The 24033-nt window shown below is 65.4% G+C and carries 26 protein-coding genes, 1 tRNA gene and 1 pseudogene; 11 read left to right on the forward strand and 17 right to left on the reverse strand.

What is annotated here, in order from left to right:
- Positions 1–2: 2 nt before the first annotated feature.
- Positions 3–341: a phasin family protein gene (locus NLM15_RS26190; protein WP_254120309.1), complete on the reverse strand. Its 339-nt coding sequence runs from the start codon at positions 339–341 to the stop codon at positions 3–5.
- Positions 342–729: 388 nt separating this feature from the next.
- Here NLM15_RS26190 and NLM15_RS26195 point away from each other — a divergent pair, with 388 nt between their 5' ends.
- Positions 730–2553 (forward strand): D-alanyl-D-alanine carboxypeptidase, encoded by a 1824-nt coding sequence (locus NLM15_RS26195; protein ID WP_254120310.1) that lies wholly within the window; start codon positions 730–732, stop codon positions 2551–2553.
- A 224-nt stretch (positions 2554–2777) separates the two neighbouring features.
- Here NLM15_RS26195 and NLM15_RS26200 read toward each other — a convergent pair whose 3' ends face one another.
- From NLM15_RS26200 to NLM15_RS26215, 4 genes are all read right to left on the reverse strand, one after another.
- Positions 2778–3503, reverse strand: coding sequence for a DnaJ domain-containing protein (locus tag NLM15_RS26200; protein ID WP_254120311.1), 726 nt, complete (start codon positions 3501–3503; stop codon positions 2778–2780).
- A 67-nt stretch (positions 3504–3570) separates the two neighbouring features.
- Positions 3571–4314 carry a VWA domain-containing protein gene (locus tag NLM15_RS26205; RefSeq protein WP_254120312.1) on the reverse strand — a complete coding sequence of 248 codons (744 nt, stop codon included), beginning with the start codon at positions 4312–4314 and terminating at the stop codon, positions 3571–3573.
- A 144-nt stretch (positions 4315–4458) separates the two neighbouring features.
- Positions 4459–5319 (reverse strand): alpha/beta fold hydrolase, encoded by an 861-nt coding sequence (locus NLM15_RS26210; protein WP_254120313.1) that lies wholly within the window; start codon positions 5317–5319, stop codon positions 4459–4461.
- A 340-nt stretch (positions 5320–5659) separates the two neighbouring features.
- Entirely contained in the window at positions 5660–6583 is a 924-nt protein-coding gene (locus tag NLM15_RS26215) for a division plane positioning ATPase MipZ (RefSeq protein WP_254120314.1), read from the reverse strand.
- A 285-nt stretch (positions 6584–6868) separates the two neighbouring features.
- Between NLM15_RS26215 and panC the strand changes: the two genes are divergently transcribed.
- Both panC and NLM15_RS26225 read left to right on the forward strand, forming a co-directional pair.
- Entirely contained in the window at positions 6869–7720 is an 852-nt protein-coding gene (gene panC, locus NLM15_RS26220; RefSeq protein WP_254120315.1) for a pantoate--beta-alanine ligase, read from the forward strand.
- A 75-nt stretch (positions 7721–7795) separates the two neighbouring features.
- Positions 7796–8545 (forward strand): hypothetical protein, encoded by a 750-nt coding sequence (locus NLM15_RS26225; protein ID WP_254120316.1) that lies wholly within the window; start codon positions 7796–7798, stop codon positions 8543–8545.
- A 9-nt stretch (positions 8546–8554) separates the two neighbouring features.
- Here NLM15_RS26225 and NLM15_RS26230 read toward each other — a convergent pair whose 3' ends face one another.
- The 5 genes from NLM15_RS26230 to NLM15_RS26250 form a co-directional block, all read right to left on the reverse strand.
- Positions 8555–8995 (reverse strand): DUF1489 family protein, encoded by a 441-nt coding sequence (locus tag NLM15_RS26230; protein ID WP_254120317.1) that lies wholly within the window; start codon positions 8993–8995, stop codon positions 8555–8557.
- Between the two features lie 42 nt (positions 8996–9037).
- A complete protein-coding gene (locus tag NLM15_RS26235; protein ID WP_254120318.1) occupies positions 9038–10033 on the reverse strand; it encodes a hypothetical protein in 996 nt (331 codons plus the stop codon).
- Between the two features lie 156 nt (positions 10034–10189).
- A complete protein-coding gene (locus tag NLM15_RS26240) occupies positions 10190–10381 on the reverse strand; it encodes a hypothetical protein (RefSeq protein ID WP_254120319.1) in 192 nt (63 codons plus the stop codon).
- A gap of 205 nt (positions 10382–10586) precedes the next feature.
- Positions 10587–10955: a YidB family protein gene (locus NLM15_RS26245; RefSeq protein WP_254124422.1), complete on the reverse strand. Its 369-nt coding sequence runs from the start codon at positions 10953–10955 to the stop codon at positions 10587–10589.
- An 84-nt stretch (positions 10956–11039) separates the two neighbouring features.
- Positions 11040–11702 carry a glutathione S-transferase family protein gene (locus tag NLM15_RS26250; protein WP_254120320.1) on the reverse strand — a complete coding sequence of 221 codons (663 nt, stop codon included), beginning with the start codon at positions 11700–11702 and terminating at the stop codon, positions 11040–11042.
- Positions 11703–11826: 124 nt separating this feature from the next.
- Here NLM15_RS26250 and NLM15_RS26255 point away from each other — a divergent pair, with 124 nt between their 5' ends.
- A complete protein-coding gene (locus tag NLM15_RS26255; protein WP_254120321.1) occupies positions 11827–12543 on the forward strand; it encodes a DUF599 domain-containing protein in 717 nt (238 codons plus the stop codon).
- A gap of 209 nt (positions 12544–12752) precedes the next feature.
- On the opposite strand, the gene NLM15_RS26260 is transcribed toward NLM15_RS26255, so the two are convergent.
- From NLM15_RS26260 to mgtE, 4 genes are all read right to left on the reverse strand, one after another.
- Positions 12753–13745 (reverse strand): hypothetical protein, encoded by a 993-nt coding sequence (locus NLM15_RS26260; RefSeq protein WP_254120322.1) that lies wholly within the window; start codon positions 13743–13745, stop codon positions 12753–12755.
- A gap of 49 nt (positions 13746–13794) precedes the next feature.
- Positions 13795–14613 carry an aldo/keto reductase gene (locus NLM15_RS26265; RefSeq protein WP_254120323.1) on the reverse strand — a complete coding sequence of 273 codons (819 nt, stop codon included), beginning with the start codon at positions 14611–14613 and terminating at the stop codon, positions 13795–13797.
- 159 nt (positions 14614–14772) lie between these two features.
- Positions 14773–15075 carry a DNA-binding transcriptional regulator gene (locus NLM15_RS26270; RefSeq protein WP_254120324.1) on the reverse strand — a complete coding sequence of 101 codons (303 nt, stop codon included), beginning with the start codon at positions 15073–15075 and terminating at the stop codon, positions 14773–14775.
- Between the two features lie 80 nt (positions 15076–15155).
- Complete coding sequence (gene mgtE, locus NLM15_RS26275) at positions 15156–16577, reverse strand: magnesium transporter (RefSeq protein WP_254120325.1); 1422 nt, start codon at positions 16575–16577, stop codon at positions 15156–15158.
- 83 nt (positions 16578–16660) lie between these two features.
- Here mgtE and NLM15_RS26280 point away from each other — a divergent pair, with 83 nt between their 5' ends.
- Positions 16661–17467: a polysaccharide deacetylase family protein gene (locus tag NLM15_RS26280; protein WP_254120326.1), complete on the forward strand. Its 807-nt coding sequence runs from the start codon at positions 16661–16663 to the stop codon at positions 17465–17467.
- A 161-nt stretch (positions 17468–17628) separates the two neighbouring features.
- Complete coding sequence (locus NLM15_RS26285; RefSeq protein WP_254120327.1) at positions 17629–18897, forward strand: polysaccharide deacetylase family protein; 1269 nt, start codon at positions 17629–17631, stop codon at positions 18895–18897.
- Positions 18898–18904: 7 nt separating this feature from the next.
- Here the strand turns inward: NLM15_RS26285 and NLM15_RS26290 are convergent, their stop codons facing one another.
- Complete coding sequence (locus tag NLM15_RS26290) at positions 18905–19279, reverse strand: hypothetical protein (protein ID WP_254120328.1); 375 nt, start codon at positions 19277–19279, stop codon at positions 18905–18907.
- A 216-nt stretch (positions 19280–19495) separates the two neighbouring features.
- Between NLM15_RS26290 and NLM15_RS26295 the strand changes: the two genes are divergently transcribed.
- From NLM15_RS26295 to NLM15_RS26305, 3 genes are all read left to right on the forward strand, one after another.
- On the forward strand, positions 19496–19753 hold the full coding sequence (locus NLM15_RS26295) for a hypothetical protein (protein ID WP_254120329.1): 258 nt from the start codon (positions 19496–19498) through the stop codon (positions 19751–19753).
- Between the two features lie 339 nt (positions 19754–20092).
- Positions 20093–20722 carry a DUF1326 domain-containing protein gene (locus NLM15_RS26300; protein WP_254120330.1) on the forward strand — a complete coding sequence of 210 codons (630 nt, stop codon included), beginning with the start codon at positions 20093–20095 and terminating at the stop codon, positions 20720–20722.
- Positions 20723–20769: 47 nt separating this feature from the next.
- Positions 20770–21591: a DUF2182 domain-containing protein gene (locus tag NLM15_RS26305; RefSeq protein ID WP_254120331.1), complete on the forward strand. Its 822-nt coding sequence runs from the start codon at positions 20770–20772 to the stop codon at positions 21589–21591.
- Between the two features lie 151 nt (positions 21592–21742).
- On the opposite strand, the gene NLM15_RS26310 is transcribed toward NLM15_RS26305, so the two are convergent.
- Both NLM15_RS26310 and NLM15_RS26315 read right to left on the reverse strand, forming a co-directional pair.
- Positions 21743–21827: transfer RNA gene (locus NLM15_RS26310), tRNA-Leu, on the reverse strand.
- A 200-nt stretch (positions 21828–22027) separates the two neighbouring features.
- Entirely contained in the window at positions 22028–22270 is a 243-nt protein-coding gene (locus NLM15_RS26315; RefSeq protein ID WP_035714832.1) for a FliM/FliN family flagellar motor switch protein, read from the reverse strand.
- A gap of 82 nt (positions 22271–22352) precedes the next feature.
- Between NLM15_RS26315 and lipB the strand changes: the two genes are divergently transcribed.
- The gene (gene lipB / locus NLM15_RS26320; RefSeq protein ID WP_254120332.1) at positions 22353–23090 is read left to right on the forward strand and encodes a lipoyl(octanoyl) transferase LipB; all 738 of its coding nucleotides are present in this window, start codon (positions 22353–22355) and stop codon (positions 23088–23090) included.
- 200 nt (positions 23091–23290) lie between these two features.
- Positions 23291–24001: pseudogene (locus NLM15_RS26325) on the forward strand (DNA helicase).
- Positions 24002–24033 lie beyond the last annotated feature (32 nt).

Consider the following 24033-nt stretch of genomic DNA (forward strand, 5'->3'; position numbering starts at 1 on the left):
CGTTAGTTGGCGGCCGGGGTGAACTTCGACACGACGGTCTCGACCGGCTTGAACGCCTGCTTGGCGAGGTCGCTGTAGAGGCCGGCGATCTTCTGCGATTCCGCAACGAAGGTCTCGTAGGCGGAACGGGCGAAGTCGGTCTGCGCTTCCACGGCCTTGTCCAGCGACTTCACGCCGGAAAGCTTCTCGACGAAGGACTTGGTGTCTTCGAACGACTTCTTGGTGTAGTCGCCATACGCGCTGGCGATCGCCTGGAGGCCGTGCTGCATCGAGGTCGCGGAAGCAACGCACTGCTCGAACTGCTCTTTCCCGTAGCTCTGAAAGTCTTCAACCTTGAACATTTCGGAATCCTTTTCCCTGGCTCTCGTCCGGAAGCCCCGGCTCCCTGACTTCGCCCAAAAATAGTGCAACGCACAAAAAAGTCAAGAATTTTGTGCGACGCACAAAATTCGATGCAAATCTCGGAGATTCCCGGGGTTTCCCGCAAGGGTTCCTTAAGCTTTTGGAAACCGCGGACCCCTACCCTGATTCCCTGGACGTGTTCATCTTCCGCGAACGGTCAAAAGCCGTTTGAGAACACCACCTTAGCCAGAACAGCGGCTCAGGCCCAACGTCCCCCGCAGCGAACACCAGCGGAGGGACAGCCTGAGCAGGTAATGATCCCGGGTCCAGTGGGCACAATTTCGCCCCACGAGCCGGTGATCAAGTCAGAAACGGGGACGGGGTTTCATGCTTCGTAAAAACTTGTCTTCCTCGCGCTTGGCGCGGGTTGGCGTTTTCGGGCTTCTTACGGTCACCACCGTAATCATCTTCACGGATGCTGCCGAGGCACGGCGTCACCGCCGCCATTACGCGCACCACCGGGTGCAGCGCGATGTGTCCGAGAGTTCCAGCCCGAAATTCGCATCGATCATCGTCGACGGCAATTCCGGCTCCGTGCTCCAGGCAACGAGCCCCGACGGAATTCGCCACCCCGCCTCGCTGACCAAGATCATGACGCTCTATCTGCTGTTCGAGCGCCTCGAGTCCGGCAAGATGAAGCTCGACACCGAGATGCCGGTGTCGCAGCACGCCGCCGATCAGGATCCGACCAAGCTGAACCTGCGTGCCGGTCAGACCATCCGCGTCGAGGACGCGATCAAGGGTCTCGTCACCCGCTCGGCCAACGACGCGGCCGTTGTGATCGCGGAAGCGATCGCCGGCGACGAGGACGACTTCGCCCAGATGATGACGCGCAAGGCGCGCTCGCTCGGCATGTCGAAGACGGTCTACCGCAACGCCAACGGCCTTCCCAACGACGAGCAGGTCACGACCGCGCGCGACCAGGCCACGCTCGGCCGCGCCATCCAGGAGCGCTTCCCGCGCTACTATCGCTACTTCGCGACCTCGACGTTCAATTGGCGCGGACAGTCGATCCGGAACCACAATCATCTGCTCGGCAGCGTCGAGGGCGTGGACGGCATCAAGACCGGCTACACCCGCGCCTCCGGCTTCAACCTCGTGACCTCGATGCGCCGCGGCAACCGCCATCTGATCGGCGTGGTGCTCGGCGGCCGCAGCGGCGGCTCGCGCGACGCCATCATGCGCAACCTGCTCGCGGAGAACCTCGATAAGGGCGCAACCACCCACACCGTCGTCGCCGTCACCGAGCGCAACGGCGCTGACGCCAATACCGACGTTGCCGATGCATCGGAGACCCCGGCCCGCCCCGCTCCGCAGGTTCAGGCTGCGGCCGCTCCCGAGGCCGCCCCGTCGCGTCTGGCTGCGCGCCTGTCCACCCTTGCCGCTGCGACGGCCGCGATGCCGCCGGCTCAGGCCAAACCTGAAGTTCGGCCGACTGAATCCAAGATCGAGCCCGCGCCGCTCACCAATGGCGTGATCTCGAGCCAGCCGCTCTCCATCATCCCCGGCTCGTCCGAGCCGATGAAGCCGGTCCGGGTGAAGACGGTTCAGGTCAAGGCCGGCGCCGTGAAGGTCGCCTCCGCCGCCCCGGCTCAGGTCGCACCGCAGGTCACCAGCACGATTGCGGCCCGCTCCGACGTCGCGGAAACCTCCGGCGCCGTGGTCGCCCGGGCCGATCTCATCAACAGGCCCGAGACGGCGAGCCAGCCGGACGCGCCGAAGGCCGAGATCGCCCGCACCGAGATGCCCCGTCAGCCGGCGGGCTTCGGCACCGGCAACGGCATCCTGGGCGTGCTGCCGGCCACAACCGCTGCGGCCCCTGCCCCCGCGACTGCGAAGCTCGCTTCGGCCGATCCTGCCCCGCAGCCGATCCAGATGAGTGCCACCACCAAGCCCGTCGTCACCCATAGCGGCTGGATCGTCCAGGTCGGCGCGCTCGAGAGCGAGAACGAGGCTCAGCAGCGTATCGACGCCGCACGCAGCTCGGCCCGCGGCCTGCTCAGCAAGGCCGACCCGTTCACCGAGGTCGTCGCCAAGGACAATCGCAAGCTTTACCGGGCCCGCTTCGCCGGGCTCGAGCGGGACCAGGCCGAGGCCGTCTGCCGCGCCCTCAAGCGCGCCGACATCTCCTGCATCACCGTCCGCAACTGATCTATCGGACCCGCCCCAAACAAAATGCCCGCGCCTTGCGCGGGCATTTTTGTTTTGGGGACGCGGTCAGACAAAGTCAGTTCCGCGACAACTTCTCGTCAACAATTTACGGTTAAATTTTTACTCAAGGGATCGACCACGCCGACAATGGCGGGCATCTGGGCGACGGCAAACAGAGCAAGCGGAGTTCACGCGGTACGGGCGTTTGTAGCGTAGTGCCGGAGTTAGCCGTTATGCGTACGAAGCAGAGTATCCTTGGCCTCGTTCACACGGGCGGCGAGATACGTCGAGCCCCCCTGGTCGGGATGGAGTTTCTTCATCAGGGACTTGTGAGCCCTGCTGATGTCGTCACGTCCCGCGCCCGGCTGCAAGCCAAGGATCTGATAGGCTTCCTCCGCCGTCATTTTGCCGCTCGGCGCCGTGCGGCGCTGCCGCCCTGCCGCATCGCCCTGCGCGTTCTGACGCCAGGCGGGAAACCGGCGGTCCAGATAGCTTTCAAGTAGGGCCACGCTCTCGGCGTCGAACGCCGGAGCCATCGCCAGCAGGCCGGCGAGATCGAACTCGTCGAGATCGCGCCCGGCGTGAGGCCCGGCGACGATCTGGCCTTTGAGCTGGCCGGAATCGTGGTCGAGCCGCATGTCCAGGAATTGCGAGCGCACCCGCGAGGCCTGTCCGGACGCACGCGTTGCGCCGCCGCCGAACAGCCCCCCGATATTGCCGAAGCCGGCGTTCGCCAGCGGCGTCCAGCCGAGGAGCCCGGCGCCGAAAATCCCGAGCGGGATCGCCACCGCCAGTTCGCCCCGCAGGCCCGTGAACGCTGCGACCGCGAGCGCCACCACGCCACCACCGAACTTGATGGTGCGCGCCAGCACCGCCGGATTGGCGGAGCGGAACATCTGCAGCAGCAGATAAAGCGTGATAACGGCGACGGCGCCGGCGATCAGGGTCATGGCCGGATTATAGTCGCCCGATCGTCAAAATGCATGGTGTCCTCGCTCCGCATAGACCGCGCCGATGCTACTTCATCTGGCCGATCAACTTCGCCGCGCCGCTCGCGCTTTGCGCCAATTTCAGCAGCGCCTCGCGACCGCCGGCGGCATAGGCCGCGGCTGCCCGCAACAGCTCACGGAGCTGCGCTGCCGCGCCGGGATCGAACCGGCACCAAGCCCCGCCGGTCAGCCGCGCGATTTCGCGAAAGGCATGCTCGGCCACGGCGTCGCCGCCTTCCTGAAACACGAACACGGGGACCTTGAGCATGCCGAGCTCGCCGGCCTTGGCGCAGAGCTCGTCGACCTGCTCCTCCATGGCATCGCCGACGAAGACGACGGCACGCACGCCCGAAGCGACCGCCTCGCGCCGGACGTCGCTCAGCACCTTGCCGATCTGGGTGTCGCCGCCGCGACAGTTGATCTTGCTCATCAACGTCGCGAGCCTGGTGCTGTCCGAGATCCAGCCCGTGGCGCGGCACTCATTGAAACCGCGATAGTAGACGAGCCGGATGTCGAGACTGCCGATGGCTGCGGCCTCGCGGAACATGTCCGCCTGGAGCGCGCAGGCCATGTCCCAGGTCGGCTGCCGGCTCATCGTCGCATCCAGCGCGAAAATCAGCCGCCCCTTCGCCCCAGGGGCATGCGGCGACAGCGCACGCGCCTTGGCGACGAACGCGGCGATGTCCTCCGAAGTGCTGGCTTGGGGCAGCGCGCCGCCAGCCTCTCTCGAGACGGCATCACGGCCACGCGGTTTGACGGGTTCGCCGGGCATCCCTGCTCGCTTCTTGCATCAGCGACTAATGTGGATAGCGCATGCTGCCCGGTCAATGTGCAAAGCCTCCGCGGGCGATGCCGGCGGAGGCTTTGCGAGTCGTGATGACGATCGGAGCGGCGTCGGGCTCAGCTCTTGGCGGGTTCAGCTCTTGGCGGGCGCCATCAGAGCAACCGGACCAGGCTCCAGGATCTTGGGCGGGGCCGAGCGCGTATCGACAGGCGCCACCGCGCTGTCGGAATCGTTCAGGAACTTGTCGAGCATGCCCTGGATCGAGTTCTTGGCCGCATCCGGACCGGTATCGCGCATGTCGTTGTGCTGGAATTCGGTCTTCACGACCTGGATGCCGGCCTTCTCGCATTCCTCATCGGTCGGGATCACACCGGCGTCGGTCTTGAACTGCGGATCCTGCGAACGGAACGACAGAATCTTGAACTTGCCGGCAGTGACGAAGGGCACCCGCAGATTGTCGAGCGTCACGACCTTCTTGACCTCATCCGGATACTGCTTGGCGAAATACATCGTGATGTCGCCGCCCATGGAGTGGCCGACCATCGTCACCCTGTCGTAGTCGGCGTTGGGCTGAACCTTCTTCATCTCCTGCATGGCCAGATGGATGTTGGCAACGCCGCGCAAGATCTGCGGCAGCCGGCCGACATAGAGCTCGCCGGGCTTGGTCACCATCGGCGGGTCGGTCGGCAAATCATGCTGCGGACTCACGACCATATAGCCGCGCGCCGCGAAAATGTTGGCGAGGAAGCCGTACTCGGTGTTCTTGACAGTGTTGCCGTGATTGATCACGGCGACCGGCAGCGTGATCATGCCGGCATTGGCCTGCATTTCCTTGTCGCGGCGGACCGCGATATCGACAGGCACGGGACGGTTGTCGCGCGAGGCGTCGTAGAAGGTGATGGTCTCGTGCTTGATGGCCCACTTGCTCGCCGTGAAATAGGCGACGCCGCAGAGGGCACTGACCGAAACCAGAACGGCAATTCCACGCTTCATTTTCGTCCTCAGCCTCAGGCTCTTGCGGCCTGAATCCCTGTTGAAAATCGTGTTGTTCCGGGGCTCTTCGGCCCCTGGTCGCCTATTCCCTAATATATGTCACAGCGGCGTGACAGGAAGGCCAAATATTGTGAACTGGCAGCCCTTTCATTGTGCGTCGCACACGTTTGTTGGGCATCCCGTTCTCGGACGGCTACGTGAGGTGCAGGTCACCATCCGACGCAACCGGTCTCGATTGGGTTCAATTTCGCAGTGAATGCAGGGTTAAAACGACCGAACGCCGGCCCGGTTCCCCTGCGAACCGACCGCTCAAGGCGACTGAAAGTAGCTTTATACCGCCTCAGGCGCCGAGGATGTCGTGGACCTCAAGCGGCTTGTCGACCTGGCTGAACCACTCGGCGCGATTTGCCGCACGGCGGCGGCCGCGCTCGTCGAGCGGCAGCTTGAGCTGGCGGAGCAAGCCCGTCACCTCTTCCCGCGCGGTGAGATGGCCGAGATTGGGCCGCATGCCGAGCGTGGCCTCGTCGATCTCGTCGAGCGCGGTCAGGCCGCGTGGAAAAAATTCGCGATAGACGACGCGCTCGGCGAAGCCGTCGACGTAGCGGAAGCCGAGCCGCAGCGACAGATCCTTGAGGCCCTCGGCGACGAGCTGCTTGTTGCGGGAGCCGAGCATCGACAGGCGGTTGCGCACGACGATCCAGTCGGTGCTGGAGCCGTCGAGCTGGCGCCGCTTGCGCCTGACGTCCCGCACCATCTCGGCATAGTGGCTCTCGCCCGTCACCGCGTAGTTGGCGGGATCGACGGTGCCGAGCACGTCGAAATCGAGGAAGCTGTCGTTGATCGGCGTGACCAGCGTGTCGGCCATCGAGTGCGCAAGGCGCATCAGGTAGCTGTCGGTGCCGGGCGTATCGATCACGATGAAGTCGAAACTGCTCTCGACCGCCGAGACCGCCTCCATGAATTGCAGGAACTCGGAGTTCTCGTTCTCGGCGATCTGCATGGTCTCGCCGAGCTTGATGCAGCGATGCACCGGCAGCTCGAGGCCGAGGCCGGTGCGGCGCGCCCAGGCGGACCGGTTGCCGATGTAGCGGGTAAAGCTCTGCTGACGGCAGTCGAGGTCGATGGTGGCGACGCGCTGGCCGGCCTTCAGCAGCGCGACTGCGATGTGCAGGGCGGTGGTCGACTTGCCGGAGCCGCCTTTCTCGTTGCCGAGCACGACGACATGCGCCGCGCCGGATTGGCCTTGGCTAGCCTGCACAAGCATTGCGATCCTCAACACCCCTGACGAATATCTTCGAGTTGGCCGCGTCTGCGGTCAAGTGAAATGCGTGACAGCAAATGCAAATCGCAGCGCGCCAGTTCTTCAACATGAATCGCGGCGCCTTCTCTCGTCCGTGATCCGGCCCACACCGTTGCGACGTCGTGCGCGGCCGCGCGCGGGATGCTGTGCCGCATCCGCATGCATGGCGTCCACGATCGCCGCTTGTTAAGGTTAGCCGGCCGGGCGCCGGGACGCGCCCACCTCCCAATCCAACCCAGTCGAGTCCTGATGTCACGAAGCCCCTTGATCGCCCGCACGGTCCCCACCCTGCGACGCGCCGTCGACAATCTTCGCAAGCGAAAGGCCACGATCGCGCTGGTCCCGACCATGGGGGCGCTCCATGACGGGCATGTGTCGCTGGTGCGCCTCGCCAAGCGCCGCGCGAGTCGCGTCGTGGTGTCGATCTTCGTCAACCCGACGCAGTTCGCCCCGACCGAGGACTTCGGCGCCTATCCACGGACCTGGAAGGCCGACATCGCCAAGCTCGAAGCCGAGGGCGTCGACATCGTCTGGCACCCGGGGGTCGAGGCGATGTATCCGGAGGGCTTTGCGACCCGCATCGTGCCGGAGGGACCGGCGCTGGCCGGCCTGGAGGACCGCTTCAGGCCGCACTTCTTCGGCGGCGTCGCCACCGTCGTCGGCAAGCTGTTCACGCAGTGCCGGCCGGATGTCGCGATCTTCGGCGAGAAGGACTTTCAGCAGCTGCGGGTGGTGACGCAGATGGCGCGCGACCTTGATCTCGGCGTCAAGGTGACCGGCTCCCGCACGGTCCGCGAGCGCGACGGGCTCGCGATGTCCTCGCGCAACGTCTATCTCTCGCCGGAGGAACGGCAGACGGCGACCACGCTTTACCGCGCCATGAAGGACAGCGCCGGGCGCATCCGCGCCGGCGAAGCGATCGCAGCCGCGATGGCGCGCGGCGCCGGGATGATCACAGCCGCCGGCTTCGCGCTGGACTATTTCGAGGCGCGCCATGCCGAGACGCTGGCGCCGGTCACCTCGCGCAAGGACGGCCCCTTGCGGATCCTGGTGGCGGCCAAGCTCGGCACGACCCGGCTGATCGACAATATCGCGGTGTGAACGCCCGCACCGATCTTGCGCGCCCCCTCGCCCGGATGGATGATCGGCACGAGGAAGCGAGCCGACCGGCAGGGCATGTCATCCATCCGCACAATGATCGTGAGCGGCGTGCTGGCGCTCGTCGCCGCCACGGCCGCGCAAGCACAACAGCGCCCGCCGATCGGCCTGTATGGGTCGCCGCCGGACGCGATGATCTTCTATGTCGCCCACGGCCCCACCGGTGCCTGCGGACCGGGCTGCTCTGACTGGATCGCGGCCGAGGGCACGGTGCAATGGGACAGCTACAAGCGGCTGATCGCGATCCTCGATCGCCAAGTCGGTCACAAGCTGCCGCTCGTCATCCACAGCTGGGGCGGCTCCAACCTCAATGTTGCGGTCAGCATGGGCCGCATCCTGCGCGACCGCGGCCTGGATGCCACCGTCGGTGCGACCGAGGTCGAGGCCTGCACCGGCAAGCCGGAAGCAGACTGTTTTACGCTGAAGCGCCCGGGCGGGCCGCTCGACGCCAAGGTGACGTTGCCGGATCCGGCCTGCGATTTCGCATGCGTCCTCATGCTCGCCGGCGGCGTGCATCGCAGTCTCCCGCAAGGTGCCACGGTGGTGCTGACCGGCCGCTCCATCCGCAACCGACGCGCGCCCAACGTGGCGCCCGACCAGCGCGAGAGCCTGACCGTGATCTTTGGCGAGCAGTATCGCAAGTACCTGCTCGAGATGGGCCTCGAGCCCGAGCTGGTCGACATGGTCGACGCCATTGGCGAAGGTGGACGTCCGATCGTGATGCCGCCCGCAGACTGGGCGCGGCTGCACATCGTCACGCCGCCGTAGACGGCCGCGTCAGAGCAGTCCGAGATCGCGCAGCTCGCGCCGCATCGGCTCCGGCATCGCCGCGATCGAGCCGGCGGCCGACTTGCCGAGATCGGACGGCACGGAATCGTCGGTGAGATAGCGCCAGCCCTGGAACGGGCGCATCGGCCGCGGCGATACCATGATCACCTTCGGCTGCATCACGATCCGGCAGCGGCCGATGCCGTCCTTGTCGCGGAACGGCTCGATGCCGATGATCTTTTCACGCGCGGCGATCTCGCCCTTGATCACCCAGTAGAGCGATCCGCCCGACAGGATCTCGGCGTCGCGCTTGGGCACCATGCGGGTGATGTGGATGTGATGTTGCGGCAGACCCTTCTTCTTGGCGGTCTGCATCCGTTCGGCGACCCACCCCTTCAATTCCTTGACGGAGTCGCAGCCGACGGCGAGCTTGATCAGGTGTAGCGGCATGCCCCAGCATTAGCCGGGCGGCCACGCATTTGGAATGCCGAACTATTCGTTATCCGCAGCCGCGGGAGCCGGGGCCGGAGGCGGCGGCGCGAGCGGAACCGGTGCTGCGGCCGGCGCACGCGCGGCCTTCGGCGCAGGCGGCTTCTTCGCAGCCGGCGCCGCTGGAGCTGCGGCCTGCGTTGAGGTCGGAGCGGACGCGCGCGGCGCCGACGCTGCGCCTGGCGCCGCCTGGCGCGCCGACGCCGTGGGCGGCTCCGGATTCATGATGCTCACCGGCGGCGTCGATGAGGCGCTCGGGAACTCAGCATTGGTCGGCTTGCCCGTTGGCATCGACGGCGGCATTCCGGCGAGCGCCGCAGTGGCCGGCATCGCTGGCATCGCCGGTCCCGTTGCGGGCGCGTTCCAGGTCGGCGCATAGCGCGCGACCAGCGTGTCGTAGAGATGGGAATCCATGTTGGCAGCGACCCGCTGCTGATCGGTCAGGGAGCGGAAGGCGGGGCAGTCGAACTGCGTGCAGCCGTCGCGCGCGACCAGCACCTGCGCGACGAGGCCGTAGCGATCATGCTCCAGCGCCTTGCGCAGCACCTTCATGTCCAGCGTCAGGCTCTTCTCGGCGGTCGCGGCATCGCCGAGCGCAGTCAGCCGGTCGATCCGGGCGGCGGTGTAGGAGACGGCCGCAGCCGCCGCGTCAGGCGAGCCGAACAGCGCCTTCTCGCAGCCAATCGCCACGGCGTTGCCGGCGAGATCGTCGAGACAGGACAGCGCCGGCAGGCTGGCGATGACCGCCGTCTGCGTGCGCGCCTCGACCGGGGCGGCCTGCTCCGCCGGACCGTATGCACGCTCGGTGGCGGCCAGCGCGATGGCAATGGCAAGCAGCGCGATGACAGTCAGCGCGCCGTTGGCAACCGACCTTTCGGCGCGCAGCACCGTAACCAGGAGAATCAGTCCGAAGAAGCCGGCGGCGGCCAAGGTCATCCACATCGCAAGGCCCTGCGAATGCCATATCTGGTCGAACGAAGTGGCCGATGCCCAGTTCATGCGCGACGTCCCCTCACGCGAGCAATGCGCGAATGGTCAAAGCTAGCACCGCGACTCGGCAACTGCCCCCGGCTCACCTTGTCGAGGCGAAGGGGGCCTTTTGACGGCGAGCGAAGCAAATTCGTCCGCGATGTCAACGCGCGGCACCGTCATCCGTCAGGATTGAGCGAGCTGGCTTTCCTTGGCGACGCGTTCGAAGGCTTCGGTCGAGCTCTTGATCCGGTACTGGCAGTCGTCGCCGTCCGTCGGCAGCAGGCGGATGATCTCGTATGCGCCACTCGCAGCCGGGCGCGCGACGTTGCTGGCAGTGAACAACACGCGCGTTCCCACGGGGAATTTATGCTTCAACGCCCATCTCCATCACTCAAACAGCGCCGGCCGTGCCCAGGGTCCCACTGCGACGGACCGGCTGAAAACCCGGCCCGCTCTATAGCACGCGATGCGGCGTTTTGGCCAGCGGTATGCAGGCCTGGCTAATGGGCTAATCCCGCAGTGTTTTCAGGACGATAATCGGCGAACCGGCTAGCCGATGATGCCGCCGGAACCGCCCCCTTCAGGCGGTATGAGGCAAATGGCCGTCCGGGCTCGCGTGGTCCACCGCCTTGGGCAGTTCCTGGGCCAGGATCTGACCGAGCTGGTCGACCGGGATGTTATAGCGGGCGGCAAGCTGGCGGACCGTATCGCTGCCGAGCACGGCACGGAGCTGGTCGGCCGAGATCGGCAGGTTCTGGCCGTTGCCGAGCCAAGATTTGACCTGGTCGCCGAAGCCGGACTGCTGGAGCTTGGCAACGATCGCGCTGAGGCCGCCCTGATTATTGCTGCCGAGCACCTCGTTCAGCACGGCCGGCAAGACGGCGGCACCGAGCTGGCCCAGCGCGCTTCGAAGCGCGGGGTTGTTCTCCAGCGAGTCCAGGATTCCCATGGCCGTGCCCTCTTGTTGCCCTTCGCCAAGATTGAGCGCCGCCGGCTTGCTCATCGTCAAGCGGCGCCCGATCACATTCGCGGGTTAGGCGTCCTCGAACTTCGCGATGCGAAGCGTTTCGGCGATCCCGTCGCGCGTCCATTCCTGGAACGCCGGCAGCGCCATCATCGTGTCCATGTAGGCCCTGGTCTCCGGCGTGACCTCGATCGCATAGGTACGGAAACGGTGCACGACCGGGGCGTACATCGCATCCGCCGCACCGAAGCGGCCGAACAGGAACGGCCCCCTGGCACCGTAGCGCGCCCGGCACTCGCGCCAGATCTCCTGCACGCGCGCGATGTTGGCCTTGGCGTCCGCCGACAGCGTCACGGCGCCCACGGGGCGGTGCAGGTTCATGCCGCATTCGTTGCGCAAGGCCATGAAGCCGGAATGCATCTCGGCGCACACCGAACGGGCGTGGGCGCGGGCGGCGATATCATCGGGCCACAGCTTCACTTCCGGGTAGCGCTCGGCGACGTACTCGATGATGCTGAGCGAATCCCACACCGTGATGTCGCCGTCGACCAGCACCGGGACCTTGCCGGCGCGGCTGAAGGACAGGATCTGATCCTTGTCCGCGGGATTATCGGTGTAGAGCGGAATGACGGTCTCGACGAACGGGATGTCGTTGGCGCGCAGTGCGAGCCATGGCCGCATCGACCATGACGAGTAGTTCTTGTTGCCGATCGCGAGCTTGAGCGCTGCCATGTCGCTGGTCCTTCCCTGCGTGCTCTGGATGCGGCTGCTTTTAGCGCCATCACCTGCCCCCAATCAATCGTTGCCGTGCCAATGCATGCGTGGCAATCGTTGCGATCCGCGCGAGGAGAGCGACATGAGCAGGCATTGGGTCGACATCACGGCGGTCGGCTTCTTCATCATCGAATGGCTGGTCTATGCCCTGACGCTGGAGCACTCAGCCTATGGCCGCGACAGCCTGTCGGCGCGCATGAACCGCTATCGCGAGGTCTGGGTCCGCCGCCTGCTCGACCGCGACACCCGCATGGTCGACATGCAGATCATGGCCTCGCTCCAGAACGGCACCGCCTTCTTCGCCTCCACCAGCCTGTTCGCGCTCGGCGGCGCGCTGGCGCTGCTGCACGCGACCAACGACGCGATCGCGATCCTGAGCAAGCTGCCGATCGACCTCAGCCCCACGCCGGCGCTGTGGGAGCTGAAATGCGTCGGCCTCGTGCTGATCTGCGTCTACGCCTTCTTCAAATTCGCCTGGGCCTATCGCCTGTTCAACTATGTCGCGATCCTGTTCGGCGGCATGCCGCCGGCTGACCGGCGCGACACGCCCGAAGCAGAAGCCCATGTCATCCGGACCTCCCGCCTGTTCGAATCCGCCGGCCGCCATTTCAACCGCGGTCAGCGCGCCTTCTTCTTCGCGCTCGGCTATCTCGGCTGGTTCGTCAGCCCCTGGGTGCTGTTCGTGACCACAGCAGCGGTGGTGGTGGTGACTTGGCGACGGCAGTTCGCGTCGAGTGCCTGGGCGGCGATGGCGCCGGAGGCGGTGGATGGTGGTGAGGACAAGAGACGCGGTCATTGATGCGCTCTCACTCTCCTCCTCGTCATTGCGAGCGCAGCGAAGCAATCCAGGATCTTTCCGGTGCGGCGGTCTGGATTGCTTCGCTCCGCTCGCAATGACGGACCAAAATGCATCGCCGTCGTGCGCTCATTCGCGCCTCCACTCGCAGACGCAGCTTCGCGTCCTCGCGGCGCAACAGCGACCCCGGATTGCGCTGCGCTCCATCCGCGCTACGACCCGCCGAAATCCCGTGGGCTGAACGGCAGGTCCAGGATCTTCCATTCGCCGTACAAATTGGCCGGCAGCATCTTGTAGGGCTGGCAGGCCTGGAGCGCGGCCATCGCTGACTTGACGAGGGCCACACCCTTCGCGGATGGCGGGGCTTCGATCAGGATCGGTTCGCGCGCCAGCGTTCCATCGGTGGCGAACAGCGTGCGCAGCTTGATGTTGACGGTGTCGGTCGGGCTGACCCCGGCCGGCAGCCTGGCGCAGCTTCGCAAATGGCGACGAAGCGCGGCAATGACTTCGGCCGGCAGCTTGGCTGCGACTGAATCCTTGGCGTCGCCGCCATCGTCCCTGGGCGCGTCTTTCGGCAGATCCGTCGGCAATTCAGGCGGCAGGCCCAGCATGACGCCGTATTTGACGGTGACGTCCGGCTCCGGTGCCTGATACGCCGGCGGCGGCGCGGCCTGCGGCTGCGGCATCGCTGGTGGCTGCGGCTGCATCGGTGGCTGCGGTGTCGGCGACGGCTGCATCGCCTGAGGCGGCGGTTGCGGCATCGTCTGCGATTGCGGTTGCGGCTGTTGCGACGGCTGCGGTTGTTGAGGCTGCGGCTGGACGTTGGCCTCGCGCTGCTTCGGCGCCTGTGAGGGCTGCGGCTGCTTCTGTTGCGTTGGCTTCTCAGGTTCAGGCGACGCCTGCTGCTTGGCCGCAGGCTTTGACGCCGCTTCCGCCTTGTCCTCGTCGGTGAAATCCAGCTTCGGCAATTTCAGGTCGGGTTTCGGCTCCGGCGGCTTCTCCTTCGCCTCCTCTTGAGCCTTCTCCTCGGCCTTTTCCTCCTCCTGCTTCACCTGCTCCGGCGTGACGATGTCGACCGAAACGGCCTCGGGCGCTGCGGCGTGGAACGGACGGACTTCGCTGATCACGATGATTAGCGCCACCAGCGTCAGATGCGCGATCGCTGACGCTGCAATGTCCGTCCGTATGATCTTCCGCAGTTCCATCGACCGATCTTGGGTTGCCGCCCTGCTGTTAGCATACCGCGGTGCCCCCTCAATCCCATTTCGGCGCGAAGCCGAAATCGGTCAGGCGGCCCTTGGGATTGGCCAGCGCGGCGATCTCGGCCATCTCGTCGTCAGGGAGCTCGAAATCGAAGATGTCGATGTTTTCCGACAGCCGTTCGACGCGCGAGGTGCGCGGGATCGCGGACACATTCTGTTGCACCAGCCAGCGCAGGCAGATTTGCGCCGGCGTCTTGCGATGTGCGCGGCCGATCGCCGCGAGCGTCTGATCTGTCTTGATGCGGCCCTTGGCGATCGGGCTATAGGCGGCCAGCGCGAGGCCGTGCTGGTCGCAGGCCGCCCTCACCTTCGTCTGGTCGAGATAAGGATGATATTCGACCTGGTTGCAGACCAGCGGCTCAGGCGAGAGCGCCACCGCCTGCTCGGTCAGCGCCACGGTGAAGTTGGAAACGCCGATGTGCCGGGTCAGGCCCATGCGTTTGGCATGCGACAGCGCGCCCAACGTCTCCTCCAGCGGCACATGCGAATTGGGCCAGTGCAGGAGCAGGAGATCGACGGACGGGAGCCGCATCCGGGCGAGGCTCTCCTTGACCGAGCGTTCGAGATCGTGCGGTGCGAAATGGTTGGTCCAGACTTTTGTGGTGAGGAAGATGTCGTCGCGGCGCACGCCGGAGCCGCGCAAGCCGTCACCGACCTCGCGCTCATTGTCGTAGACCTGCGCGGTGTCGATGTGGCGATAGCCGAGCCGCAGCGCCTGCTCGACCACGCGGGCGCAGGTGCGCCCGCTCAGCTCCCAGGTCCCGAGCCCGATCGCCGGTATCCTTGCGCCGTTGGCCTCGACGAACAGCATGAGGAATCCTCTCTGTTGCGATCGCCCCAAATCATCATCCAGGCGTCATTATGGACCCCGCCCGTGACACTGCCAACGGACGACGCCGGCCGCCGGGCCGGATCTTCAGGGCAATGCTAACGGGAGGTTCGCGTCAGACCTCGACGTCACCACTTGACGTCAGGCTTTGGCGAGCGCCTGGAACACCGTATCCGGCGCATGCGCGATCACGGCGAGCAGCGCGCGGGCCGGTCCCCGCGGGGCACGCTTGCCCTGCTCCCAGTTGCGGATGGTCTCGACGGGAACGCCAAGCTTGGCGGCGAACTCCAGCTGGGTGAGGCAGGCGCGGCGGCGCAGATCGCGCACCGCGAGCGAGCTGGTGTCGCCCTGCGCGGCATTGGCCGACGGCTGGACCGGAAATTCCTGTCCATCCCGCAACTCGACGACCCGTCCGTCCGCCTTCAGCCGCAACCGCATGTTCATTCCCCCAAGTGGAGCGATGATGCGGCAGGTCGCTTAAGTTCGGATTAAAGATGGCCCCCTTAGCCCGGATGGAGCGAGCCCTACCTCAACCCGAACCACAGCGTCGCGATGCCAAGGAAGGAGAAGAAGCCGACGACGTCGGTCACCGTCGTGACGAACGTGCCGGAGGCCACGGCCGGATCGGCCCTGACACGTTCGAGCGCCATCGGGATCAGGATGCCGCCGAGCGCGCCGGCGATGAGGTTGCACACCATCGCCAGCCCGATGACGATGCCGAGGCCCGGGATCTTGAACCAGGCCACCGCCGCGATGCCCGTGATCACGGCGAAGGCAAGGCCGTTGACGAGCCCGACCATGCCTTCGCGTATCACCACGCGCCAGGCGTTGGAGGAGCCGAGCTCGCGCGTCGCGAGCGCGCGCACCGCGACCGTCATGGTCTGGGTCGCGGCATTGCCGCCCTGGCTTGCGACGATCGGCGCCAGCACCGCGAGCGCGACCATCTTCTCGAGCTGGCCCTCGAACAGGCCGAGCACGGAGGATGCGAGAAAGGCGGTGGCGAGATTGACCAGCAGCCAGTTGAACCGCGCGCGCGCAATCGTGAACACGGTGTCGGAGAGTTCTTCGTCGCTGGTGACGCCGCCGAGCGCCTTGAGGTCTTCGTCCGCCTCCTCCTCGATCACGTCGACGACGTCGTCGACGGTGATGACGCCGACCAGGCGATCCTGGGTGTCGAGCACGGGCGCGGCGACGAGATTGTACTTGCCGAACATGCGCGCCACCTCCTCCTGGTCCTCCAGGACGGAGACGCGGCGGCGATCCTCGTCGGTCAGCTCGGCAAGCGCCACCGGACGACGGGCGCGGAGCAGGACGTCGAGCGAGACCGCGCCCTGCCAATGCTGGTCCCTGTCGACGACATAGATCTCGTAGAAGCGGTCTGGCAGATCCGGCGTCTCGCGCATGTAGTCGATCGCCTGCCCGACGGTGAAATCCTGCGGCACCGCGATGAACTCGGTCTGCATCCGGCGGCCGGCGGAATTTTCGGGATAAAGCAGGCTGCGCTCGAGCGCGACGCGCTCAGGCAACGGCAGCTTCTCGAGGATCTCCTCCTGCTCCGCCTGGTCGAGGGTTTCCAGCAGCTCGACCGCGTCGTCGGATTCGAGCTCGCGGACGCCCTCCGCAACCGTCTCCGGCGGCAGCTCCTCGAGGATCTCCTCGCGCACGCCCTCGTCGAGCTCGTTCAGTGCCGAGAAGTCGAAGTCGCGCCCGGTCAACTCGACCAGGCGAACGCGATGGTCGGGCTCGAGGGCCCCGATCAGATCGCCGAGATCGGCCTCGTGCAGTTCGGCGACGCAGGCGCGCAGCGCGGCGCTGTCGCCGGCCTCGATCGCATGGGCAATCTCCTCGACGAATTCGTGACGAATTTCGCCGTCTTCATTGCGCATCGGAACGTGGTCGAGTACCGAGGCCTCGGCGGATGGGGCACCGTCCATATGTTCATCCATGGCGCGCCTCGCCGTTTGACTAGGTTGGAACGAGTGGTCTGAGCTGACGGTCAGGCAATACCCACAAGCGAACTGCGAGCGCAATGGCAAAGATGCTTCGGCTGAAATGGACGTCGATCTCGGTGAGCGCGGTCTTCGCGGCCCTCGCCGGCATCGCCTCGGCGGATGCCGCGGAGTGCCCGCGCAAGGACGCGCTCGGCACCTCACGCGTTCTGAGCGTTGATGCCAGGACCACGCCGCGCGTCGGGCTGAAGAGCTTTCCGCAGACGCTGCCGCTCGCCGATCACGAGGTCGTGCTGACCTTCGACGACGGCCCGAACCCGCCGACGACATCGAAGGTGCTGGCCGCGCTCGCGCAGGAATGCGTGCGCGCGACCTTCTTCCTGATCGGCCTGCACGCCTCGCAGCAGCCCGAGATGGTCAAGCGCATCGCGCGCGAGGGCCACAGCATCGGCCACCACACATGGTCGCATCCGTTCATGGCGCGGATCCCGTTCGAGAAGGCGAAGAGCGAGATCGACCGCGGCATCGCGGCCGACGAGATGGCCCTCAAGGGCGTGTCGACGACGACGCCTTCGACGCCGTTCTTCCGCTTCCCCTATTTCGAACACACGCAAGCGCAGCTCGACCTGCTCCAGTCGCGCGGCATCGTCGTGTTCGGGGCCGACCTCTGGGCCAGCGACTGGAACGAGATGACGCCGGAGCAGGAATTGAAGCTCGTCACCGAGCGCCTTGCCGCCGCCGGCAAGGGCATCATCCTCTTCCACGACCCCAAGGCGCGCACGGCCGCGATCATGCCGGCCTTCCTGCGGTATCTGAGGGAGAACGGCTATCGGGTGGTTCACGTGGTGCCGGCGGGCACATCACAGAAGAACGCCGACGCGCATTGATGCCGTAATGTCACGGCGTCGCAAAATGGGGTGATTTGAGCCCCATTAACAGTCTGTTCATGCTACCCCATGCAAAGATGCAGGGGGTATTGCGCCTGAACCGTTTCTGGGCATCTCCGACCTACTAAGGCGGCAACCGCGTAAGGAGGAAGACGAGGTTCATGATCGGAAGTAGCGTTGTTCTTCGGACGCGATCGTGGATCGTCCTCTGTCTGGGGCTGTTGGTCGTCGGTTCGCCGGCGGCCCTTGCGGCGGAGTGCCCCGGTCATCCCGACGCGCTCGGAACATCCCGCACCCTCGTGGTCGACCCGCGCGAGCATCCGCGCATCGGCACCATGCAGTACCGCGAGACGCTGCCGCTGAAAGACCATGAAGTCGTCCTGACCTTCGACGATGGTCCGCTGCCGAAATATTCGAACCAGATCCTCCAGATGCTCGCCGACGAGTGCATCAAGGCGACCTTCTTCATCATCGGCGGCCAGGCCAAGGCGAATCCTGAAGGCGTGCGCAAGCTGGTGGCGGCGGGCCACACCGTCGGCACGCACAGCATGAACCATCCGCTGACGTTCGACCGGATGCCGATCGAGAAGGCCGAAGCCGAGATCAACGGCGGCATCGCGTGGACCTCGGCCGCGATGACCGATCCGTCCAAGCTGGCGCCGTTCTTCCGCATTCCCGGCCTGATGCGCGCCGAAGGCGTCGAGAACCTTCTGATCTCGCGCGGCATCCAGGTCTGGAGCGCCGATTTCCCGGCCGACGACTGGCGCCATGTGTCGTCCGACCGCGTCTACCAGCTCGCGATGCAGCGGCTGGAGGCCAAGGGCAAGGGCATCTTGCTGCTGCACGACATCCAGGCCCGCACGGTCGCGGCGCTGCCGAAGATCATCCGCGACCTCAAGGCGCGCGGCTATCGCATCGTGCATGTGGTGCCGGCGACCGCGGACCGGCCGGCGACGCCGACCACGGCGGTGGAATGGCTGCTGCATCCGCCGACCGAGACCGTGCCGATCGCACGCTGGCCCTCCGTGCCCAGCTTCGTGTTCACGCAGACCAAAACGCTGCCGGCGCCCTCGCTGGCCGACCTCAATGCGCAGACCGAGCATCAGCCGCTGCTGCCGCGCCGGACCAAGGCGCAGGTGGACGTCGCATCCTCCCTGCCCGTGCCCGGCCCCGATCTGTTTGCCATTCCCGAGGGCTCGCTCGAAGTCCTGCTGTCGACGACCTTGTCGCGGCGCGCGGCGACGCGGCTGGCGATGGCGTCCGAGACGCCCCGTGCGGCCAAGGGAAAGGCCGGCAAGCCGCACGCTGCCCGCGCCTCGCATGCGGCCCATGGCGCACCGAAGCATACGGCGCAGGCCAAGAGCGCTGCGCCCAAGGGCCCCGCATCGCATTCGACCCGCGTCGCGACCGGCGTGAAGAAGCGCGCCTAAGTCGTCATCACTGCCGCATGATGTTGGCGACGCAGAGCAGCACGATCAGCGCCAGGAAGAACAGGTCCATATAGGACTTCAGCTCGCCGTCGCGGCGCAGCCGGGCAACGTCGGCCACGACCTGCTTGCGCGCGCTCGTTCCGCCCGAACCGTCATTGATCGGAGCCTGCAGGCGCTTGGTCTCCGCCTCCAGCTTCTCGATCTTCTGGAAGAAGTAGAACGCACGCAGCGTCGAGGCCGCACGCATGCCGGCATAGACCAGCACCAGGATCGCGAGGATCGCCCGGTTCTGGTATTTCTCCATGAAGTTCAGGCTGAAATAGACCATCGCCATGAACGCGAAGTTGGTCACGAAACGGTAGACGAAGCTAAGAAAGACCATGCTGGCTCCAGCCCTGAGCGATGCGACCCGGTCTACGCCAACTTAATTTCGACAAAGATACGATCGCCGGGCGCCTTTTAGCCACGCGCGGTCATAATGCAAGGGAGAGCACAGGGGCCTGCGCGTTCCACGTGAACGAGAGGTTGCCAGCAGCTCGATGGAGATTCGTCGGAAGCTACGGTAGATTGGCACAGCCACCGCATGTGGGGTCTGCCGATGCCGAAAAAGGGAATCACCGGCCACGACGACTGGGTTCTGACCGAGGCGCTTGCGACCGCGCTGGTCGCGCTCGAGCAGCTCGAGCCGAAGCACCAGCCGAGCGCGCATATGGACGACATCCGCAAAATGCTGGCGAACGGCAAGGAGCCGTCGGCCGTGAGCCTGCACCTCGCCCAGGCCAAATGTCGCCTGTTTCCGGAGGCAGATCCGCTCGAGATCTACCGGGAATACGGGATCGGCGACGAATACGGCTGAGCGGCCGACGGGGGCCGTTTCGCGAGAGATCAGGATCTTCGAGGCTGGCGCGCTCGGAGGGCGGTCGCATCTGGTGCGATTTCAATGGCTTGCGGAAATGGGTAAAGAGTTAGGTGCGTTCCCACTTATAGGTGCCCTTCCAGCAAGTCGGCCGAGGCTCACATTCCGCTTCGCCGAGTAGAGGTGCGCACCTTTGAAATCTGCCGGCACTAGCTCACCTTCCTCAACGTATTTCGATAGTGGAATCGGCTTGCGGCGCTTCCCCACGAAGCGTAACTTTCAACTACACGTAGCTCATTCGAAAGCAAACTATCGGGTTCGGCCTAGCGGGAGAGAGCGATGGCAGATGTCCCATGGCACCTTTCCGGTGACTATTTCGAAAATTGCAGTTGCAGCATCGTGTGTCCCTGCCTCGTGTCGGCGGCTCCCCCGCTGACCGCGCGACCGACCGAAGGCTTCTGTAACGTACCGCTGATCTTCCACGTCGAAAGCGGCCGCTATGGCGACATCGAGCTCGATGGACTCAATGTCCTGGTTATCCTCCACGCACCTGGGATCATGGCAGACGGAGATTGGTCGGTGGCCGCCTATATCGATCAGCGCGCCAACGATGAGCAGACCGAGGCTCTAGCTGCGATCTTCACCGGCGCCGCCGGTGGTCCGATGGCCGCGTTCACGCCGCTGATCAGCAAGAACCTGGGCGTGCGCAAGGTCCCGATCACGTTCCGGATCAACGGCAAGACACGGTCCGCGGAAATCCCCGGCATCCTGCACATGTCCGTCGATCCCTTACCAACCATGCATCCGAGCGGCGAGATGTGGGCAAACATCGGTCATCCGGTCAGCCCCGACGCCATGGTGATGGCCGTCGGCGCCCCCGGCAATACGTTCAGCGATCACGGCATGCACTGGGATAATTCCGGCAAGAACGGCCTCTATGCGCCGATCCGCTGGTCGAACCAGGCTTGAAGCAACTCCGACCGGTCCTGCGACGAGGCCGGCAACGTCAATCGCAAATGACCGACAGCGCCCTGGAAACCGTGCTCCGGCGCGATCGCTGGGTCGTCGGCGGCGCGATCGGCGTCATGGTCGCGCTGGCATGGAGCTATGTGCTCTGGCTCGCCAACGACATGGACATGGGCGGCATGGACATGACCGGGTTCCGCATGATCCCGGCCGGGATCGGCATCATGCTGCCGGCCAACGAGCCATGGCGAGCGATCGAGTTCGCGTATGTGTTGCTGATGTGGGCCGTGATGATGATCGGAATGATGGCCCCCTCGGCGGCACCCATGATCCTGATGTACGCCCGCGTAGGCCGACAGGGCAAAGCGCAGGGCAAGCCGTTCGCCGCGACCGGCTGGTTTGCGGCCGGTTATCTCCTCGCCTGGTGCGGCTTTTCGCTGGCAGCCACCTTTCTGCAATGGGTGATCGAGCGGGCCGCCTTGCTCGATTCCCGGATGGCGATCGCCAGCAACCTGCTCGGTGCAATCGTGCTGATCGCGGCGGGAGTCTATCAATGGACACCGCTCAAGGACGTCTGTCTCGCCCAATGCCAGTCGCCGTTTCTGTTCCTGATGCGCCACGGCGGCTTTCGCGGCGACCTGCGAGGCTGCCTGCTGCTGGGGCTTCGGCACGGAGGCTATTGTGTCGGCTGCTGCTGGGTTTTGATGGCGCTTTTGTTCGTAGGCGGGGTGATGAACGTGCTTTGGATTGCCCTTTTGGCGCTGCTTGTCCTTTTGGAGAAACTAACGCCGGTCGGACGATGGATCGCGCGTGCTGCCGGCATTGCATGTGTGGCCGCGGGCGCCTCGCTGCTGGTGTTCTTGCCGCAGTGACTGCAGGTCGCGGACGTTTATCGCGACGACGGAGCGCCCCCCGGCCGAGAGATCGAACATCAGGGATCAGCGGGGGCACATTCCAGGATCGGCAGTGCCAACAAGGCGGGCGTCGAAGATCGCGGAAAGATTCTTCGCGCCTCTCTTCCCTTGGTGCGCTCGGAGGGACTCGAACCCCCACGATTTTACTCACTGCCACCTCAAGGCAGCGCGTCTACCAGTTCCGCCACGAGCGCTTAGGGGATGCCGGCTTGAGGCTTGAGGGCCAACCGGATCAACGGCGCCGATCTAACAAATCCATCAGAGGGGTACAAGCCTGCAAAGGCCCCGAATTCCACAAGCTTTGCAGGAAAATTCTGCCGCTCCCCCCGGATCGGCCCTATCGGGTGCCTCAGCCGCAACCGCCTGCCCCGGGCCCTACCGGGTCCCCGGGCCGCTACCGCGTGCCCGCCGTGCGCGGCAGCATCTGCTTGACCTCAACCGCGATCCGGTTGCGGTCGACCAGCACGACGCCGGAGGCCACCGGCAGGTTGTTGGCCAGAACCTTGACCTCGTCGGCCTCGGTTGCGTCCAGTTCGATGATGGCGCCGCGGGAAAGACGTAATACTTGATGGATCGGCATGGTGGTCGTCCCGAGGACGACCATGAGATCCACGGTGACTTTGTCGAGAGTGGGCACTGTCAGGACCGCCGCAACTTGGGACTTAAGCCAAAGGACTTGGCATTTGCGCCTGCGATCATCACCACGTTATGGTTAGCCAATGGTTAATTCGCCTCAAAACCCCCGCCAAGACCTCGATTTGACGTCGTTTTCCACCTCCGGCGGCGAACCCGTCGAATGGCGAATCTCGGACGCGCCCGTGCCCTATCCGGAGGCGGTGGCCGCCATGGAGGCGCGAGTCGCACAGATCGCCGCGGGCGAAGCCCCGGAACTGGTCTGGCTGCTCGAGCACCCCCCGCTCTACACCTCCGGGACCTCCGGCAAGGACTCCGACCTGCTCGATCCGCGATTCCCGACCTTTGCCACCGGGCGCGGCGGGCAGCTGACCTATCACGGGCCGGGCCAGCGGGTGGCCTATGTCATGCTCGACCTCAAGCGCCGCCGGCCGGACGTCCGGGCCTATGTCGCGAGCCTGGAGGAATTGATCCTGCGCACGCTCGCCGCCTTCAACGTCCGCGGCGAGCGGCGCGAGGACCGGGTCGGCGTCTGGGTGAAGCGGCCCGACAAGGGCGTCGGGCACGAGGACAAGATCGCGGCGATCGGCGTCCGGCTGAAGCGCTGGGTCTCGTTCCACGGCATCGCCATCAATGTCGAGCCGGAGCTATCCCATTTCGCAGGCATCGTGCCCTGCGGCGTTGCCGATCCGCGCTATGGCGTCACCTCACTGATCGATCTCGGCCAGCTCGTGACCATGGCCGACGTCGACGTCGCGCTCCGGCAGGCGTTCGAGGAGCTGTTCGGACCGACACGCGCACTGGTGCCCGAAGCGGCCGCCTAGCACCTTTTCTGTTTCAGCCGGACCGCGCGCCTCTCCGCTCGCCGGGGAATCGGCTATGCTTGAGCCAGGTGCCGCCCACGCCTCCCCCCTCCGCCGGGAAAGTACAGTTCATGCCGGGCGATGAGATCATCGGACCGACTGTTCGAGCGCCAGGCATAAGGAGGGATTGCGCTTTCTGCTCGCAATGGGAGGTTCTCTCCATGAAGTTGTCTGCACCGTCTATCATCTGAAGCGCAAGGCGAAGCGCTTGTCGCGCGAGGAAGGCATTCCGCTGCACGATGCGCTCGACCGCATTGCTGCGAGCGAAGGGTTTTCCGCCTGGAGCATGCTGGCGGCAAAGGCCGCCGCGCTGACGCCGGCCAATCGCCTGTTTCCGCAATTCGAGCCGGGCGAACTCGTGCTGGTCGGGGCGCGCCCTGGCCAAGGCAAGACCTTGATGAGCCTCGAACTCGCCGTCGAGGCCATGAAATCAGGTCATCGCGCCGCGTTCTTCTCGCTCGAATACACCGAGAAGGACGTTCTGGACCGCTTGCGTGCGATCGGCGTCGATCCCGCACAGTTCGACAAGCTGTTCGAGGTCGATTGCTCCGACGCGATCTGCGCCGACTACATCGTCAAGCAGATGGCGGCAGCCCCTCGCGGCACGGTCGTGGTGATCGACTATCTGCAACTGCTCGACCAGAGGCGGGAAAACCCTGATCTGACCGTTCAGGTTCGCGCTGAAATCCTTCGCGCGAGACAAGGGGCTGATCGTCGTCTTCATCTCGCAGATCGACCGGTCCTATGATCCCGCCGTCAAGCCCTGCCCTGATCTCGGCGACGTCAGGCTGCCGAATCCGCTGGATCTAAAACTGTTCGACAAGACGTGCTTCCTGAACAATTCCGAGGTTCAGTTCCGCGCGGCGAGCTGACGATCAGGCCGCGGGTGAGATGGCTCACCCGC

The organism is Bradyrhizobium sp. CCGB20, assembly GCF_024199855.1.
In the GTDB taxonomy this organism is placed as follows: domain Bacteria; phylum Pseudomonadota; class Alphaproteobacteria; order Rhizobiales; family Xanthobacteraceae; genus Bradyrhizobium.